General features: G+C 71.5%; 13 protein-coding genes. 5 read left to right on the top strand and 8 right to left on the bottom strand.

Going from position 1 to position 15,236, the window contains the following annotated elements; translation table 11 throughout:
- The first annotated feature begins 10 nt into the window (after positions 1–10).
- Both AB0J71_RS18860 and AB0J71_RS18855 read left to right on the top strand, forming a co-directional pair.
- Positions 11–868: a CDP-alcohol phosphatidyltransferase family protein gene (locus tag AB0J71_RS18860; protein WP_352318778.1), complete on the top strand. Its 858-nt coding sequence runs from the start codon at positions 11–13 to the stop codon at positions 866–868.
- A 21-nt stretch (positions 869–889) separates the two neighbouring features.
- Positions 890–1,921, top strand: a complete 1,032-nt coding sequence (locus AB0J71_RS18855) for a sulfotransferase (protein ID WP_352318779.1) — start codon at positions 890–892, stop codon at positions 1,919–1,921.
- Here the strand turns inward: AB0J71_RS18855 and AB0J71_RS18850 are convergent.
- From AB0J71_RS18850 to AB0J71_RS18815, 8 genes are all read right to left on the bottom strand, one after another.
- Positions 1,918–2,979, bottom strand: coding sequence for a glycosyltransferase (locus AB0J71_RS18850; protein WP_364415167.1), 1,062 nt, complete (start codon positions 2,977–2,979; stop codon positions 1,918–1,920). The genes AB0J71_RS18855 and AB0J71_RS18850 overlap by 4 nt on opposite strands.
- Positions 2,976–5,609 carry a CDP-glycerol glycerophosphotransferase family protein gene (locus AB0J71_RS18845; RefSeq protein WP_364415165.1) on the bottom strand — a complete coding sequence of 878 codons (2,634 nt, stop codon included), beginning with the start codon at positions 5,607–5,609 and terminating at the stop codon, positions 2,976–2,978. The genes AB0J71_RS18850 and AB0J71_RS18845 overlap by 4 nt, the downstream gene beginning before the upstream one ends.
- A gap of 89 nt (positions 5,610–5,698) precedes the next feature.
- Positions 5,699–6,394, bottom strand: coding sequence for an SRPBCC family protein (locus tag AB0J71_RS18840; RefSeq protein WP_352362734.1), 696 nt, complete (start codon positions 6,392–6,394; stop codon positions 5,699–5,701).
- 75 nt (positions 6,395–6,469) lie between these two features.
- A complete protein-coding gene (locus AB0J71_RS18835) occupies positions 6,470–7,324 on the bottom strand; it encodes a xanthine dehydrogenase family protein subunit M (RefSeq protein WP_364415163.1) in 855 nt (284 codons plus the stop codon).
- On the bottom strand, positions 7,321–9,666 hold the full coding sequence (locus AB0J71_RS18830; RefSeq protein ID WP_352323912.1) for a xanthine dehydrogenase family protein molybdopterin-binding subunit: 2,346 nt from the start codon (positions 9,664–9,666) through the stop codon (positions 7,321–7,323). The genes AB0J71_RS18835 and AB0J71_RS18830 overlap by 4 nt, the downstream gene beginning before the upstream one ends.
- A gap of 50 nt (positions 9,667–9,716) precedes the next feature.
- On the bottom strand, positions 9,717–10,199 hold the full coding sequence (locus AB0J71_RS18825) for a (2Fe-2S)-binding protein (RefSeq protein WP_352323883.1): 483 nt from the start codon (positions 10,197–10,199) through the stop codon (positions 9,717–9,719).
- 71 nt (positions 10,200–10,270) lie between these two features.
- The gene (locus AB0J71_RS18820) at positions 10,271–10,474 is read right to left on the bottom strand and encodes a hypothetical protein (protein ID WP_352323884.1); all 204 of its coding nucleotides are present in this window, start codon (positions 10,472–10,474) and stop codon (positions 10,271–10,273) included.
- Positions 10,464–12,194, bottom strand: coding sequence for a PspC domain-containing protein (locus AB0J71_RS18815; protein WP_364415161.1), 1,731 nt, complete (start codon positions 12,192–12,194; stop codon positions 10,464–10,466). Before AB0J71_RS18815 ends, AB0J71_RS18820 begins: the two co-directional genes overlap by 11 nt.
- A gap of 114 nt (positions 12,195–12,308) precedes the next feature.
- Between AB0J71_RS18815 and AB0J71_RS18810 the strand changes: the two genes are divergently transcribed.
- The 3 genes from AB0J71_RS18810 to AB0J71_RS18800 all read left to right on the top strand — a co-directional run bounded on the left by AB0J71_RS18810 (position 12,309) and on the right by AB0J71_RS18800 (position 15,213).
- The gene (locus AB0J71_RS18810; RefSeq protein WP_352323886.1) at positions 12,309–13,517 is read left to right on the top strand and encodes a PspC domain-containing protein; all 1,209 of its coding nucleotides are present in this window, start codon (positions 12,309–12,311) and stop codon (positions 13,515–13,517) included.
- On the top strand, positions 13,514–14,146 hold the full coding sequence (locus AB0J71_RS18805) for a response regulator transcription factor (protein ID WP_352323887.1): 633 nt from the start codon (positions 13,514–13,516) through the stop codon (positions 14,144–14,146). Before AB0J71_RS18810 ends, AB0J71_RS18805 begins: the two co-directional genes overlap by 4 nt.
- Before the next feature lie 176 nt (positions 14,147–14,322).
- Complete coding sequence (locus AB0J71_RS18800) at positions 14,323–15,213, top strand: L,D-transpeptidase (RefSeq protein ID WP_352323888.1); 891 nt, start codon at positions 14,323–14,325, stop codon at positions 15,211–15,213.
- The last annotated feature ends 23 nt before the right edge of the window (positions 15,214–15,236 follow it).

Below are 15,236 nucleotides of genomic sequence, written 5' to 3'. Positions count from 1 at the left end.
GCTGGGATCCATGAGGACCTATTCGCTGGATGACGTCTACGAGACACGCAAGCGGAGAGACTCCTGGTGGACCGTGTATTTCGTGGATCCGGTCGCCTGCCGGGTCGCCCTTCCCGTCGCCAACCGCACCCGGATCACGCCCAACGGGCTCACGGTGTTCTCGCTGGTCCTCGGCATGGTGTCAGCGGCCTGCTTCGCGCTGGACCAGCTCGTCGCCGGCGCCCTGATGTTCTACCTGAGCTTCACCATCGACTGCGTGGACGGCAAGATAGCCCGGCTCAAGGGCACGGGGACGCCCTTCGGCCTCTGGCTGGACTACGTGGGGGACCGGGTCAGGGTCGTCCTGTGTGCCGGGGGACTGGCGTACGGGCAGTACGTCCTGACGGACGATGTCCGCTACGTGCTGCTCGGCGCGGCGGTGGCCGTGCTCGACCTGTTCAGGTACGTCAACGCTCCGCAGATGAAGCGGGTGCGCGAGGCGGTCAGGGAGGAGCGGGGCGAGCCGGAGCTGCCCGGCGAGGACACCGTCCCGCTGGAGTGCGCGCCCGCGGACCTCGACCTGCACCTGCTCGTGGACCGCGGTCCGCGCCCCGGCGGTCGCAGGCGGCGGCTGCCTTCCTTCTTCAGGCGCCTCAACAGGTTCCTGGCCAGGCACCGGGTGCGTTCGCACCTGATCAGCGGCATCGAGTTCCATGCCGCGGTCTTCGTGGTGGCGCCGCTCGCGGGGGCGTGGGCGCTGATCCCGCTCGCCATGGCCGCCGGTCTCCTGCTCCTCGCCAACGAGATCTTCCTTGTCTACCGGATGTGGCTCTTCACGCGCAGGCACAGCGTGCCCTCCCAGGAGAGCCGAGAGCACGTTCTCGTCTAAGTTTTCGGGGGTTAGTACGAAATGTCCGACCGGCCAGTCTTCGTCATTGGATGCCCGCGGTCCGGCACCACGATGCTCCAGCTCATGCTCCACTCGCACCCGCGCATGGCGGTGCCGCCGGAGACGCGCTTCCTCGTTCCCGCTTATTACCGGCGCCGCACATGGGGCGACCTGCGGGTCCCTCAGCGGCGCAAGGCACTGGCGCAGTGGATCGCGACCGACCGCAGCACGAAGTTCCGCGAACTCAAGATCGACAAGGACGAGTTCATCCGGCAGGCCGTGGAGGGGCCGGGCTCGCTCGGCTCGGTCATCGGCACCGCCTTCCGCATGTACGCCGACCGCTTCGACAAGGCCCGCTGGGGCGACAAGAGGCCCAGCTACGTCAAGCAGACCGACCTGCTGCTGCGCCTGTTCCCCGACGCCCAGTTCATCCACCTGATCAGGGACGGCCGCGACTGCGTGGCCTCGCTGAAGGAGATGCCCTGGTACACGCTGGACTCCTTCCACGCGATCTCCACCTGGGCCGAGGCCATCGACGCCGGCCAGCGGCTGCGGCGCACGCTGCCCGACGACACCTACTACGAGCTGCGCTACGAAGACCTCACCGACGACCCGATGACCGAGATGAAGAAGCTCTGCCACTTCCTGGAGGAGGACTTCGCGCCGTCGATGATCTCCCCGCGCGAGGCCGCCGTCCAGGCCGTCCCGCAGCACAAGGTCTGGCACAGCAACACCCACCGCGAGGTCACCCGCAGCCGGGTCGGCAGCTGGGCCAACCGCCTGGACGACTGGGAGATCGCGCTCTGCGAGCACGTCCTCGCCGAGCGCCTCCAGGCCAACGGCTACGAGCTGACCGGCGCGCCCAGGCCGGCCAAGGAGCACGTGACGGCCTGCCAGAAGACCATGCAGAAGCGCAAGGCCAGCCGGTCGCGCAAGGCCATGCGCGACCGCTTCAACCGGCTGCGCGAGCCCAGCCCGGTCGGCGCGCTGCTCACCTCCACGCAGAAGTCGCTGGCCGGCATCCCGCAGCAGCGTCCCGAGGTGACCGTCTAGCGCTGAATGTGCGCGAACAGCCGCTCCCAGCGGTCCAGCACGTGGTCGAGGCGGAACGCCTCGGCCCGTGCCCGGGCGGCGGCCCCCAGCCGCCGCCGCTCCCGCGCCGACCCCATCAGCTCGGCCAGCTCGGCGGCGAACGCGTCCACGTCCCCCGGCGGCACCCGTACCGGGCCCGCCGAGCGCACGCCGCCCGACACGTCGAAGGCCACCGACGGCACCCCGTGGGCGCACGCCTCCAGCAGCACGACCGGCAGGCCCTCGTGCTCGCTGGTCAGCGCCACCAGCGAGGCGTTCAGGTACTCCTCGCCCATCCGGTGAGCGGGCACCAGGCCGCGGAAGACCACCCGGTCCGCGACGCCCTCCCGGGCCGCGTGCGCCCGCAGCCGCTCGCGTTCGGCGCCGTCGCCGATCAGGTGCAACTCCCAGGACGGCGGCGCCTGCGCCCGCGCGAACGCGCTGATCAGCCGGTCGAACCGCTTGACGCCCTCCAGCCGCCCGACGCCCAGCACCCGCGGCACGTCCAGCGCCGACGTCTCCCGCGGCCAGGCGCCCAGCGGGTTGGGCAGCGTCCAGGCGTTGGGCAGCAAGGCGTGCTCGGAGAAGGCCCAGGCGTCGTCGTCGCTGAGGAAGAGCGCCTGATCGAGGTCGGGGTAGTGCTTCTTGATCGAGGCCAGGTGCCAGCAGTCGCGGGCGTGGTCGTAGGAGCCGTGGTACTGCCCGATCGAGCGGAACCCGGCGGGCAGCAGCCCCGACAGCCTGGTCACCACCGACGGCGACGTCAGCACCGCGTACCCGGGACGGACGCCGCGCAGCAGCTCCTTCACCCTGCGGTCGGCCAGCCGCCTGGCCAGCGGGCCCTGCTCGCCGAGCGGCCCGCCCACGACGTGCTGCCGGTAGAGCGGCCGGTCCACGTAGTGGAACGGCGCGGCGGCGCGGTGCAGGCCGACGACGTGCACCTCGTGGCCGCGTTCCGCCAGGCCCTGGGCCAGGGTGTGGGTGACCTGCTGGACGCCGCCGAGCGTGTCGGCCTCCAGGCAGGCGAAGACGACGGTCATCGCGTGCGCCCCTCGAAGAAGTCGTCCACGATGCGGGCGGAGGCGTCCCCGTGCTCGTCGGCGCACCACAGGGCGCGGAAGGCGGCGTACTTGGCGGCGAAGGCGGCGTGCACCTCGGGCAGGTTGCGCAGCACGTCCACCAGCTCCGCCGTGGTCGTCACGCACGGGCCCGGGGCGATGGCGGGCAGGTCGTGGTAGACGCCGCGCTGGGAGAGCCGGTAGTCGTCCCAGTCGTCGATGAGGAACACCATCGGCCGGCCGGTCACCGCGTAGTCGCACATCACGGACGAGTAGTCGGTCAGCAGCGCGTCGGAGGCCAGCATCAGGTCGTTGATCTCCGGGTAGGACGCGGCCGGCCGCACGAAGTGCCTGAGCCGCTCGGGCGGGTCGTACTTCTCGACCGGATGCGTGCGCAGCACCACCACCCACTCGCCGGCCAGCTCCCTGGCCATGAGGTCCAGGTCGGCGCGTACCGAACGGCCGCTCATCTTGTCCCGGTCGCGGTAGGTGGGCGCGTAGAGCAGGACCTTGCGCCCCGGCGGGATCTCCAGCCGGGCCCGCACGTCGCCGGCCGCCTCCGCCCGCACCAGCGCGTCGCAGCGCGGGGTGCCGCACCGGTAGACCTTGCCGTCGTAGCCGTTGGAGGGCAGGAACACCCGCGAGAACTCGGCGCTCGGCGAGACCAGCGCGTCCCACCGGGCGACGGCGGCCCGCCACTGCTCGCGCGGCCGGTCGAAGTCGCCGCGCAGGTCGGGCGCGTCGAAGCCGATCGACTTGATGCCCTGCCCGTGCCAGGTCTGCAGGTAGCGGGTGCCGGGCGGCTTCGGGTAGTCCAGCGGGAAGCCGTGGCTGTCCACCCAGATCCCGGCGCGGGCCATCGTCCACAGGTAGCGCCAGCTTCCCCGGCGGACCAGCCGCACGTCGGCGGGGAAGTTCTTGCGGCCCTTGGCGACCGACCAGACCGCCTCGATCGGCAGGCCACGCCGCCGCACCTCCTCGTAGATGGCGCGGGGGCTGCCGTTGTAGCCCTTGCCGACGTCCGACTCGAACAGGGCGAGGTCGTCGCGCCGCGGCACCACCCTGATCAGCAGCTTGTACGCGCGCAGCTTGACGCCCGGCGTGTTGAGCTTCCTGAGCAGCAGCCGCCGCGCCCGCCGCAGCGCCGAGCGGGTGCGCGAATGCGTGCGCACGCACAGGTAGGCGGCGTAACCCTCGGCCTTCACCGTGCAGCCGGGCAGCTCGATCGGCTCCAGGTTGGGGTCCACGATCAGCCGGTCGGTGGTGACGTGGCCGTCGGAGCGGCGCCGGAAGCCGATGCGCGGGTCGCTCCTGCCGCAGGGCGCGAAGACGACCTCGCTGACGTAGCCGCCCTCGCCCGAGGGGACCGGCTGGATCGGCACCCGTTCCCGGCCCGCCTCCAGGAAGGCGTCCCACTCGGCCGGCAGCACGCCGAACGGGTCGTAGGTGCGCACGGTCATCCGCACCCGCTCGCCGTTCGTGGCCAGGCCGGTCACCTCGTGCCGCAGCCGGGAGTCGGTGTAGGGCAGCTCGGCCAGGCGCAGCGCGGTGATGTCCAGCCCCGGCGCGGCCGTGGTCCCCCAGTACGTGCGCCCGTCCACCTGTACGGCCGCCCGCGGCGCGGCCCGGGGGCCGGTCAGCGAGCCGGCCGCCACGCGCAGGTCCTCGATCCGGTCGTCCAGGATGAGCCGGCAGCAGACCCGGTCCATCGGCTCGATGCGGTCGAACACCGCGCCGGGGATCTCCTCCAGGTACGGCCGCACGACCGAGGCGAACTCCTTGACCCACACCAGGTCGCGGGCGGGCAGCGGGTTGAGGTAGACCCGCAGGTCCTGCCGCAGGAACCGGTACTGCCGGTGCGGCACCAGGTCGTGCGCGCCGTAGCCGCGCAGGATGTCGTCGCTCAGCCGGGCCGCGATCACCCGCTGCCGCACGTTGTCCATCTCGTCGATGCTCAGGGAGATCGACTCGTTCGAGCTCGCCCGGTGCCAGTGGTAGACCACCCACGGGACGATCGCGAACCGGCGGGCCAGCGCGTACAGCTCGGTGGCGAAGACGTGGTCCTCGTAGTGGATGTCCTCGGGGAAGCGCAGCACGTTGTCGCGCAGCCAGGCGACGTCGTAGAGCTTGTTGGTGCTGAAGGAGTCGAGGAAGAGCTCGGGCTCCGCGCGGATGCCCTCGACCACCCGCCGCCGGGCGAACAACGACGGATAGTACGGGCGCAGCCGTCCGTCCCGCTCGAACAGCCGGGAGATCTGTCCCGACACGAAGTCGGCGCCGGTGCGCTCGATCTCGGTGAGCAGGCTCTTGCACGCGTGTCTGGGCAGCTCGTCGTCGCTGTCGAGGAACATGGCGTACGGCGCCCTGGCCGCGTCGATGCCGTCGTTGCGGGGAGCTCCGCAGCCGCCGCTGTTGCTCTGCCTGCGCAGGTAGCGCACCCGCGGGTCCTCGGCCATGAGCCGCGCGGCCACCTCGGGCGTGCCGTCCGTGCTCGCGTCGTCGGAGATGATCACTTCCAGGTCGCGCAACGTCTGCCGCAACACCGAGCGCACGGCCCTGGGCAGGCGGGCCGCGTCGTTGTACGAGATCACGACGACGCTGCAGTCCGGCATGCCCATGTCCCCCCAGAAATGACCTGCGGGAATGGCACTTCCCCCCGATAGCGGGAAGTGACCGGACTTTATGCTGTTTTTGCTGAAAATCAGCGCATAAGGCGACGAACCACCCAGATGAGGATCGTGAGCGCCAGCAGGCCGCCCGCGATCGGCGCCAGCCGCCTGAGCAGCGGCTGCCCGGCGATCTCCATCAGGTCGAGCGCCTCCTCGTCGGGCGTGCGCGAGGTCCGCAGCGTGCCCGCGGGCCGCACGTCCGGCTCGGGGACGGTCACCGCGCTCAGGTGCCGCTCCTCCTCCTGGGGCTGTTCCTGGGGTGCGACCGGCTCCACCATGGGCTCGGAGAGGAGCTGGGCCAGGTTGCCGGCGAACCTGTCGATCAGCTTGGCCCCGACCTCGGCCATGACCCCGCGCCCGAACTGCGCCGGCCGCCCGGTCACGTTGAACGTCGTCTCCACGGCCACCGACGTGCCCCCCTCGGCCGGCGTCATGCGCGCCCTGACCGTGGCCGAGGCCGTGCCGGAGCCCCTGGCCTCCTTGCCCGACGCCTGGATGGCGAGCGTGTGGGAGTCTTTGTCGACGTCCTCGAACCTGGCCGAGCCCCGGTAGGTGACGGTGATCGGGCCGACCTTGACCTTCATCCGGCCGGTGAACTCGTCGCCCTCGAAGATGTCGAGCGTCGCCCCGGGCAGGCACGGCGCGACCCGTTCGACGTCGAGCAGCACCGCCCACGCCTGCTCGACCGGAACCGGGACAGTGAACTCGTGCTCGAACCGCATCGCCATCGATCCGCTCCTTCCGAGGTTGGTTGCGACACTACGTCGGGGCGGGGGCGCCCGGAAGAGGCGCCCCCGCCTCACTCAGGGGGTCCCGGCGGCCGTGCGCACTGCCCGATGGGTCAGCACCCGGGCCAGGTGACGGCGGTAGTCGGGCTGGGCGTGCAGGTCGGCGGGCGGCGAGGTGCCCTCCGCCGCCTCCTCGCACGCCTGCCGCACCCGGTCGCCGAGCTCGACGCCGCGCAACGCGTCCTCGGTCGCGCGGGCGCGCACCGGGGTCGGGCCCATGTTCGTCAGCGCGACCCTGGCCTCGGCGATCGAGCCGTTGGCCCGCCTGACCGCGGCCGCCACGCCGACGATCGCCCACGACTGCGCGGTCCGGTGGAACTTCTCGTAGTGGAAGCCCCAGCCCTCGCCCAGCTTCGGCACCTTCACGCCGACCAGGATCTCCCCGGCGCGCAGAGACGTCTCCAGATAGTCGATGAAGAACTCGGCGGCCGGGATCTCCCGTTCGCCCTGCGCCGACGCGGCCACGATCACGCCGTCCAGCGCCAGCACCACGGCCGGCAGGTCACCCGCCGGGTCGGCGTGCGCCAGCGAGCCGCCGAACGTGCCCCGGTGCCGGATCGCGGGGTCGGCCACCCTGGCCGTGGCCAGCGCCACCAGCGGGGCGCCGGCGTTCACCACCGGCGAGCGCATGACCTCGTCGTGCGTGGCCAGCGCGCCGATGAAGACGTGGTCGCCCCGGTCGTGCACGCCGTTCAGGCCGGGCAGCCGCCCGATGTCCACCAGCTTGGACGGATACGCCAGCCGCAACCGCAACAACGGCAGCAACGACTGCCCGCCGGCCAGCGCCTTGGCGTCCTCGTCGGCGGCGAGCTCCGCGCAGGCCGCCGAGAGCGAGTCGGGACGCACGTAGTCGAACGGTGCGGGGATCATCGCCGCGCTCCTTCCAGCGCTCGCCAGACACGCTCGGGCGTGCACGGCATCCGGATGTCGCCGACGCCGTAGGGCCGCAGCGCGTCCACGATCGCGTTCACCACCGCCGGGGTGGAGGCGATCGTGCCCGCCTCGCCGACGCCCTTGACGCCCAGCGGGTTGCCGGTCGCGGGGGTCTCGGTGCGGTCCGTCGTGAACGACGGCAGGTCCGCCGCCGACGGCAGCAGGTAGTCGGCCATGGTCGCGGTCAGCAGGTTGCCCTCGGAGTCGTAGACGGCCTCCTCGAACAGCGCCTGGGCCACGCCCTGCGCGATGCCGCCGTGCACCTGGCCCTCGACGATCAGCGGGTTGACCACCTTGCCGACGTCGTCCACGGCGACGTACGAGCGGATCCGGGTCATGCCCGTCTCGGTGTCCACCTCCATCGCGCACAGGTGCGTGCCGTGCGGGAAGGAGTAGTTGTCCGGGTCGAAGGTGGCGTCGGAGTCCAGCCGCGCCTCCACGCCGTCGGGCAGGTCGTGCGCCTGGAACGCGGCGTAGGCCAGCTCCTGGATCGTGCGGCCCGACCCGGTGCCGCGCACCTTGAACACGCCGCCGTCGAACTCCACGTCGTCCGGCGAGCACTCCAGCATGTGGGCGGCCAGCCTCCTGGCCTTCTCCCTGACCTTCTCGCACGCCCGCAGCACGGCCATGCCGCCCACGACCAGCGAGCGCGAGCCGTAGGTGTCCATGCCCTTGTGCGCGACGGCCGTGTCGCCGTGCAGCACGCGCACGTCCTCGAACGGCACGCCCAGCGCGTCGGCCACGATCTGGCTCCACGCCGTCACGTGCCCCTGGCCGTGCGGGGACGTGCCGGTGATGACCTCGACCTTGCCGGTGGGCAACATGCGCACCGAGCCGTGCTCCCAGCCGCCCGCCCCGAACCTGGCCGCCCCGAGCAGCCTCGACGGCGCCAGCCCGCACATCTCCGTGTACGTGCTGACCCCGATCCCGAGCTGCACCGGATCCCCCCGGTCCCGCCGGTCGGCCTGCTCGGCCCGCAGCTTGTCGTAGCCGAACAACGACAGCGCCCGCTCCGTGGCCGCCTCGTAGTTGCCCGAGTCGTAGGTCAGCCCCGAGATCGTCGTGTACGGGAACTCCTCGTGCCTGATCCAGTTGCGCCGGCGCACCTCCAGGGGGTCCAGGCCCAGCTCGGCGGCGAGCTCGTCCATCGTCCGCTCGATGCCGAACGTCGCCTCGGGACGGCCCGCGCCCCGGTAGGCGTCCGTCGGCATCTTGGTGGTGAACACGCCCCGGCAGCCGAACTCGTAGGCGTCCATCTTGTAGATCGCGTTGAACATGGACGCCCCGAGCAGCGGCACCCCCGGCGTCACCAGCATCAGGTACGCGCCCATGTCGGCCAGCAGGTCGACCTGGAGCCCCCGGATGCGCCCGTCGGCGTCGGCCGCGAGCCGGATGTGCTGGAGCTGGTCGCGGCCGTGGTGCACGGTCAGGTTGCCCTCGGAGCGGGACTCCGTCCACTTGACCGGCCGGCCTAGCCGGCGCGCGATCAGCAGGCAGAGCACCTCCTCGGCGGTGACCTGCAACTTCGAGCCGAACCCGCCGCCCACGTCGGGGGCGATCACCCGCAGGTCGTGCTCGGGGATGCCGGTCACCACCGCGAGCATGACGCGCAGGATGTGCGGGATCTGGGTGGAGGTCCACATCGTGAACGAGTCGCCGTCGGTGTCCACGAGCACCGCCCGCGGCTCCATGGCCGTCGGGATGAGCCGCTGCTGCACGTATGTCCGGTCGACGACGACGGCGGCGCCCTCGAACGCGGCGTCGAGGTCCCCCGAGGTGATCTTCATGGAGAACGCCTGGTTGCCCGCCTCGTGCACCTTCGGGCTGTCCGGCGACAACGCCTCGGTCATGTCGAGCACCGCGGGCAGCGGCTCGTAGTCGACCTCGACGGCCTCCAGCGCGTCGGCCGCCAGGTACCGGTCGGTCGCGACCACGCAGGCCACGGCCTCGCCGACGTACCGCACCTCGGAGGTGGCCATCGGCGGGTGGTCGGGGATGACGACGTCGTCGGTCACCGGCCACGCGCACGGCAGGCTGCCCTGCTCGGCGGCGAAGTCCTGGCCGCTGAACGCGGCCACCACGCCGGGCAGGCCGCGGGCCGCCGACACGTCCACCCGGGTGATCCGGGCGTGGGCCATCGGGCTGCGCAGGAACATCACGTGCAGCGTGCCGGGCCTGGAGAGGTTGTCCGTCCAGCGCGTACGCCCCGTCAGCAGCCTGGCGTCCTCCTTGCGCCGGCGCGGCCGGCCCACCTCGTGCACGCCGGCCGGCTCGTTGATCTGGCCGCTGCCGTCGATCTGCCCGGCGACGGCCTCGGGGCTCAGCTCGCTCACTGCGTCCTCACCGCCTGCCCCATCTCCTGCGCGCCGCGCTTCACCGCGCGCACGATGTTGCAGTAACCCGTGCAGCGGCACAGGTTACCCTCCAGCCCGTGCCTGATCGACTCCTCCGACGGCTCCGGGTCCTCCCGGACCAGGTCGATCGCGGCCATGACCATGCCGGGGGTGCAGTAGCCGCACTGCAACGCGTGCTCTTCGTGGAAAGCCCGCTGCATCGGGTGCATCGACCCGTTCGCGCCCAGGCCCTCGACGGTGACGACGTCGCCGCCGTCGGCCTGCACGGCCAGCACGGAGCAGCTCTTCACGCTCTTGCCGTCGAGCAGCACCGTGCACGCGCCGCAGTTGCTGGTGTCGCAGCCGACCGGGGTGCCGGTCCTGCCGAGCCGCTCACGTAGTAGATGGACGAGGAGGAGCCGCGGCTCGACGTCCTCCTCGTACTTGATCCCGTCGACGGTGACGGCGATTCGGGGCATACGTCCTCCCTCAGGAGCAGGGGAAAGGCGGACACACCCGAAACTACGCCGGTGTTTTTCCCGGTCAAGGGTTACTTGCCGCGGACCACCCGAGCGATGATCGCCACCACCCCCGCGAAGGCCAGCCCCACCACGGTCAGCCCGACCACGACCAGCGCGTCCGTGAGCACGCGGGTCACCACCAGGATGCCGAGCACCACGAACAACGTGCCGCTCAGCAGGGCCATCCAGTCGGTCCGGTGCAGGCGCCGGACCCGCTCGACGTCACGCGCCACGCCGCACCTCCATGTCGCCGAGGCCGCCGCGCAGGTTCAGCACGATCGTGAACTCCTCGTCCCCGGACCCGACCTCGGGCTCCAGCACCTTGTCGAACTTGACGTCCACGCCGCCCCTGATCGACTGGTCGACCTTGATGTCGCCGACCTTGTTCATCGCGTGCACCTCGACCCTGGCCGTCGGCGGCACGATCACCGTCAGCTCGCCCACGGAGACCCGGGCGTCGAACGTCAGGCTCGTCCCCGGCAGCGCCTTCAGCTCCGTCAGGTCCAGCCGGCCGTCGCCCACGCCGACGTCGTAGACCTTGCCCGCCTCCGCGGGCTTGGTCAGGTACCAGGTGGAGTCGCCGAAGTTGCGCGGCAGGCCGCCCAGCATCAGCCCCACGCCGATCAGCAGCGCGACCGTGGTGCCCGCCGCGACGAGACCGGCGCCGCGGCCCCACCAGGCGGCGATGAGCAGGCCGGCGCCGATGGTGATGAGCACCGCGCCGCCGACGATGGTCGGGCTCACGCCCGCGGCCGACCTGGCCTGGACCGCCACGACGATCCCTCCCACTATGATCGCGAGCAAGATGGTGATGACCCCGATGAACGACGCGGGGCGTCGTTTCTGCGGTGCCGGGGCGGGGGCCGGGCGGCCGTACAGGGCGGGGTCGTAGGGCGACTGGCCGGCCCGCCTGGCCGGGTCGAGCGGGCGGTAGGGGCCCTTCGGGGCGAAGGGCTCGCCGTAGCCGCTGTAGTCGATCGCGGTCCTGGGCTGAGGGCGGTAGGCGGGCGGCTCCTGCCGCGACGCCGCCTGAGCCTGCGGCCGCGGCTGCGCGGCCTCAGCGTCAGGGGTCCCTGTGCCGGGGGCCTCCGTGCCGTGGACCCCTGTGCCGGGCGTCTCCGTGCCGGGCGTCTGCGCCTGGCGGGTCGCGTCGTCGGGGAGCTGGTGCTCCGCCGTCACGGCGCCGGCGGCCTCCAACGCCTGCGCGGCCTCGATCTTCGACATCTCCGTCCGGCCGGCCTCCGCCTGTCCCGCCGCAGGGGTTTCGGGCCGGTCCGCACGCGGCGTCTCGGCCTGCCGGCCGGCGGACATCGCCCGCAGCCGCGCGGCCACGGCCTCGGCGTGCGCGGCGGCCGTCGGCCTGGGGGCCGGGGCCGGGGATTCAGGGTGAGCCGTCACGGTGTCGCCGAGGCCGGACCAGCCGGGTTCGGCGGGACGCACCCGAGGCGTGGACACGGGCGGCGCGTAGGGCGGCGCGGGCGGCTCCGCGTCGGGGGAGCGCCGGCGACCGAGCCGCTCGGGCATCGAGCGGGCCAGGCCCAGCAGGTCGACTCCTCTGGAGTGGGCCGCCAGCAGCGAGACGGCCAGCAGCACGCCGACCACCAGCGTGCCGGTGTCGAGCCAGACGGTCGCGAGGTTGAGCGCGAGGCCGAACCCGAGCACCGCCGTCAGCAGCGCCATCACGGCCTCGGCGTCGAGGTCGCGGCGGGTCCACTGCTCGATGATGCCCGGCCCGCCGTTGGGCTCCTTCATGAGCAGGAACGCCGCGATGTACAGGAAGATCCCGATGCCCGAACCGAGCAGGAGCACGGCGAACGCCACGCGGAACACCACGGGGTCGATGCCGGTGTGCCGCCCGAGACCGGCGCAGACGCCCATGAGGAAGCGCCCCTCGCTGCTGCGTCGCAGCTCCCGGGGCGGGGCGGCGGGTTGCCTGGGCGGAGCTTCTGTCATGGAACCATCGTGGACCGTCGGGCGGGGTGGCCGCATCCGGGAGACCCCTGACTCGACCCTGGGGGTTGTTCCCTGATGCCCGAAGTGCCCGCGACATGTGACGATGGCGATGTTATGGCAGACCAGAAGACACTTGCCGAGCCCGCCGGCGATCGACCCTATCGCCGGATGCTCCGCCCCATGGAGGGCCGCCTGCTCGGCGGCGTGGCCCAGGGGCTGGCGGCGCAGCTCTCCCTCGATCCCGTCGTGATCAGGCTGATGTTCGTGCTGCTCAGCGTCGTGGACGGGGTCGGCATGGTGGCGTACGCCGTGCTGTGGATGATCACTCCGCGGGAGCCGTACGAGGGGCCGCCGCCGCAGCGCGACTGGAGCCAGCTCGCCGCGTTCAGCGCGATCGGCGTGGCGCTGGCCGCCTTCGGCTGGCTGACCGGGGCCTCGAAGGGCGGGATCGGCATGTTGCCGTTCGCCGTCGGCGGCATCGGCGCGCTCATCCTGTGGCAGCAGGCCGACCCCGAACGCCGCAAGAACTGGGTCAGCGGCGCCACCAAGAGCATCCGCACCAACCGGGTGCGCACACTGCTCGGCGTGACGCTGGTCGTCATCGGCGCGGCCGGCTTCCTGTACGCCCAGGGCGAGCTGGCCCAGGCCAGGCCCGGTCTGCTGTTCACCGTCGTCGTGGTCGGCGGCATCGCGGTCATCGCCGCGCCCTGGCTGGCCGGCCTGTGGAAGGAGCTGCAGCTCGAACGGCGCGAGCGCATCCGGCAGGAGGAGCGCGCCGAGGTGGCCGCCATGGTGCACGACTCGGTGCTGCACACCCTCACCCTCATCCAGCGCGTCTCCCACGACCCCCGCGAGGTCACCCGGCTGGCCCGCTCCCAGGAGCGCGAGCTGCGCAACTGGCTCTATCAGCCCGCCCAGGACGCCGACGCCACCGTGGCCGCCGCCGTCCGCCGGATCGCGGCCGAGGAGGAGGACTCGCACGGCGTGCCCATCGAGGTCGTCTGCGTCGGCGACATCGACCTCGACGCGCAGGGCAAGCTGGCGGCGATGCTCAAGGCGTCCAGGCAGGCGATGGTCAACGCGGCCAAATATTCTGAGAGCCCGGCCATCTCCGTGTACGCGGAGGTGGAGGGCTTGGAGGTGACCATCTTCGTGAAGGACCGCGGCAAGGGCTTCGACCTTGAGGCGGTGCCCCTCGACAGAATGGGCATCAGGGAGTCCATCATCGGGAGAATGGAACGTCACGGCGGCACGGCCAGGGTCCGCACCGAGCCCGGCGAGGGCACGGAAGTGATGCTGACGATGAAGGTGGACAAGCAATGACACGCGTGTTGATCGTCGACGACCACCGGCTGTTCAGATCCGGCGTGCGCGCGGAGCTGGGCGACTCGATCGAGGTCGTGGGCGAGGCGGAGGACGTCGAGACGGCGGTCAAGGCCATCGCCGAGCACCAGCCCGACGTGGTCCTGCTCGACGTGCACATGCCCGGCGGCGGCGGCCAGGAGGTGCTGCGCCGCGTCCTCAGCACGGGCTCGCAGGTGCGCTTCCTCGCGCTGTCGGTCTCCGACGCCGCCGAGGACGTCATCGGCGTCATCCGGGGCGGCGCGCGCGGCTACGTCACCAAGAACATCAGCGGCAAGGAGCTCACCGACGCCATCCGCCGGGTGGCCGACGGCGACGCGGTCTTCTCGCCGCGGCTGGCCGGGTTCGTCCTCGACGCCTTCGCCTCCTCCGAGGCGCCCTCGATCGATCCCGAGCTCGACTCGCTGACCCAGCGCGAGCGCGAGGTGCTGCGGCTGATCGCCCGCGGCTACGCGTACAAGGAGATCGCCAAGGAGCTGTTCATCTCGGTCAAGACCGTGGAGACGCACGTGTCGTCCGTGCTGCGCAAGCTCCAGCTCTCCAACCGGCACGAGCTGTCCCGCTGGGCCACCGCGCGCCGCCTCGTCTGACCCTGCTCTCTGGACCGTTACAAGGTCGTTACGGCGATCCGTAGACGAATCAGGCGTCTCAGTAGTCACACATGGAAGGAGAAGCACATAATCCAGGAGTAACCCCCTTGAATCGCGTCCCCCGGTTGCTTGCCATGGTCGCACTGGTCTCGGCTGCGGCCTGTTCGGCAGAAGGCGTGCCAGCCTCGCAGGCCCCGGCGGTCCGGACGACCGCCGCCGTGGGCGTCGCCGCGGCTGCCCACGTCGCGGCCCCGGCCAAGAAGGTCAAGCTAGACATCGCCGACATCACGCCCATGGCGGAGACGGCGGAGAAAGTCGGCGTCGGTTTCCCGATCATCGTCACGTTCGACCGGGACGTGAAGGACAAGGCCGCCGTGGAGGCGCTGCTGGAGGTCCAGGCCGACAAACCGGTCGAGGGCGCCTGGCGCTGGGTGTCGGCCCGCAAGGTCATCTACCGGACGAAGACGTACTGGAAGCCGCACCAGAAGGTGCTGTTCACCGCGCGCCTCAGCCAGCTGCCCGGCAACAAGGCCAAGGACGTCACCCGCCGCTTCGCGGTCGGCAACGCGAACATCTCGGTCGTCGACACCCGCAGGCACCAGATGAAGGTCTACCGGGACGGCAAGATCGCCAAGAAGATCGCGATCAGCGCCGGCCGCGGCGGCCTGATGCGCAACGGCGTGGACGTCTACCTCACCACCAGCGGCACGCACCTCACCATGGGCAAGAAGTCCGTCGAGACGATGACGTCGTCCTGGATGGGGGTGACCGACCCCAAGGACCCGCGCTACTACAAGGAGGAGATCCCTTGGGCGGTGCGCATCTCCGACAGCGGCGAGTACGTGCACCAGAGCGCCGGCTACTACCAGTACCTCGGCCGCTCCAACCAGAGCCACGGCTGCGTGCGCGCCACGCCGCAGGGCGCCAAGTGGTTCTACGGCATCGCCCAGCGGGGTGACGTCGTCAAGATCACCGGGACCAAGCGCAAGCTCGACTGGCGCAACGGCTGGAGCTACTGGCAGCTCAACTGGACCCAGTGGAAGCAGGGCAGCGCCCTCAAGCCCTGACCCCGCAGCGGACCGGCAGGGCC

Source organism: Nonomuraea sp. NPDC049637, assembly GCF_040675235.1.
Classification (GTDB): domain Bacteria; phylum Actinomycetota; class Actinomycetes; order Streptosporangiales; family Streptosporangiaceae; genus Nonomuraea.
This window is presented reverse-complemented; position numbering and strand designations above follow the sequence as displayed.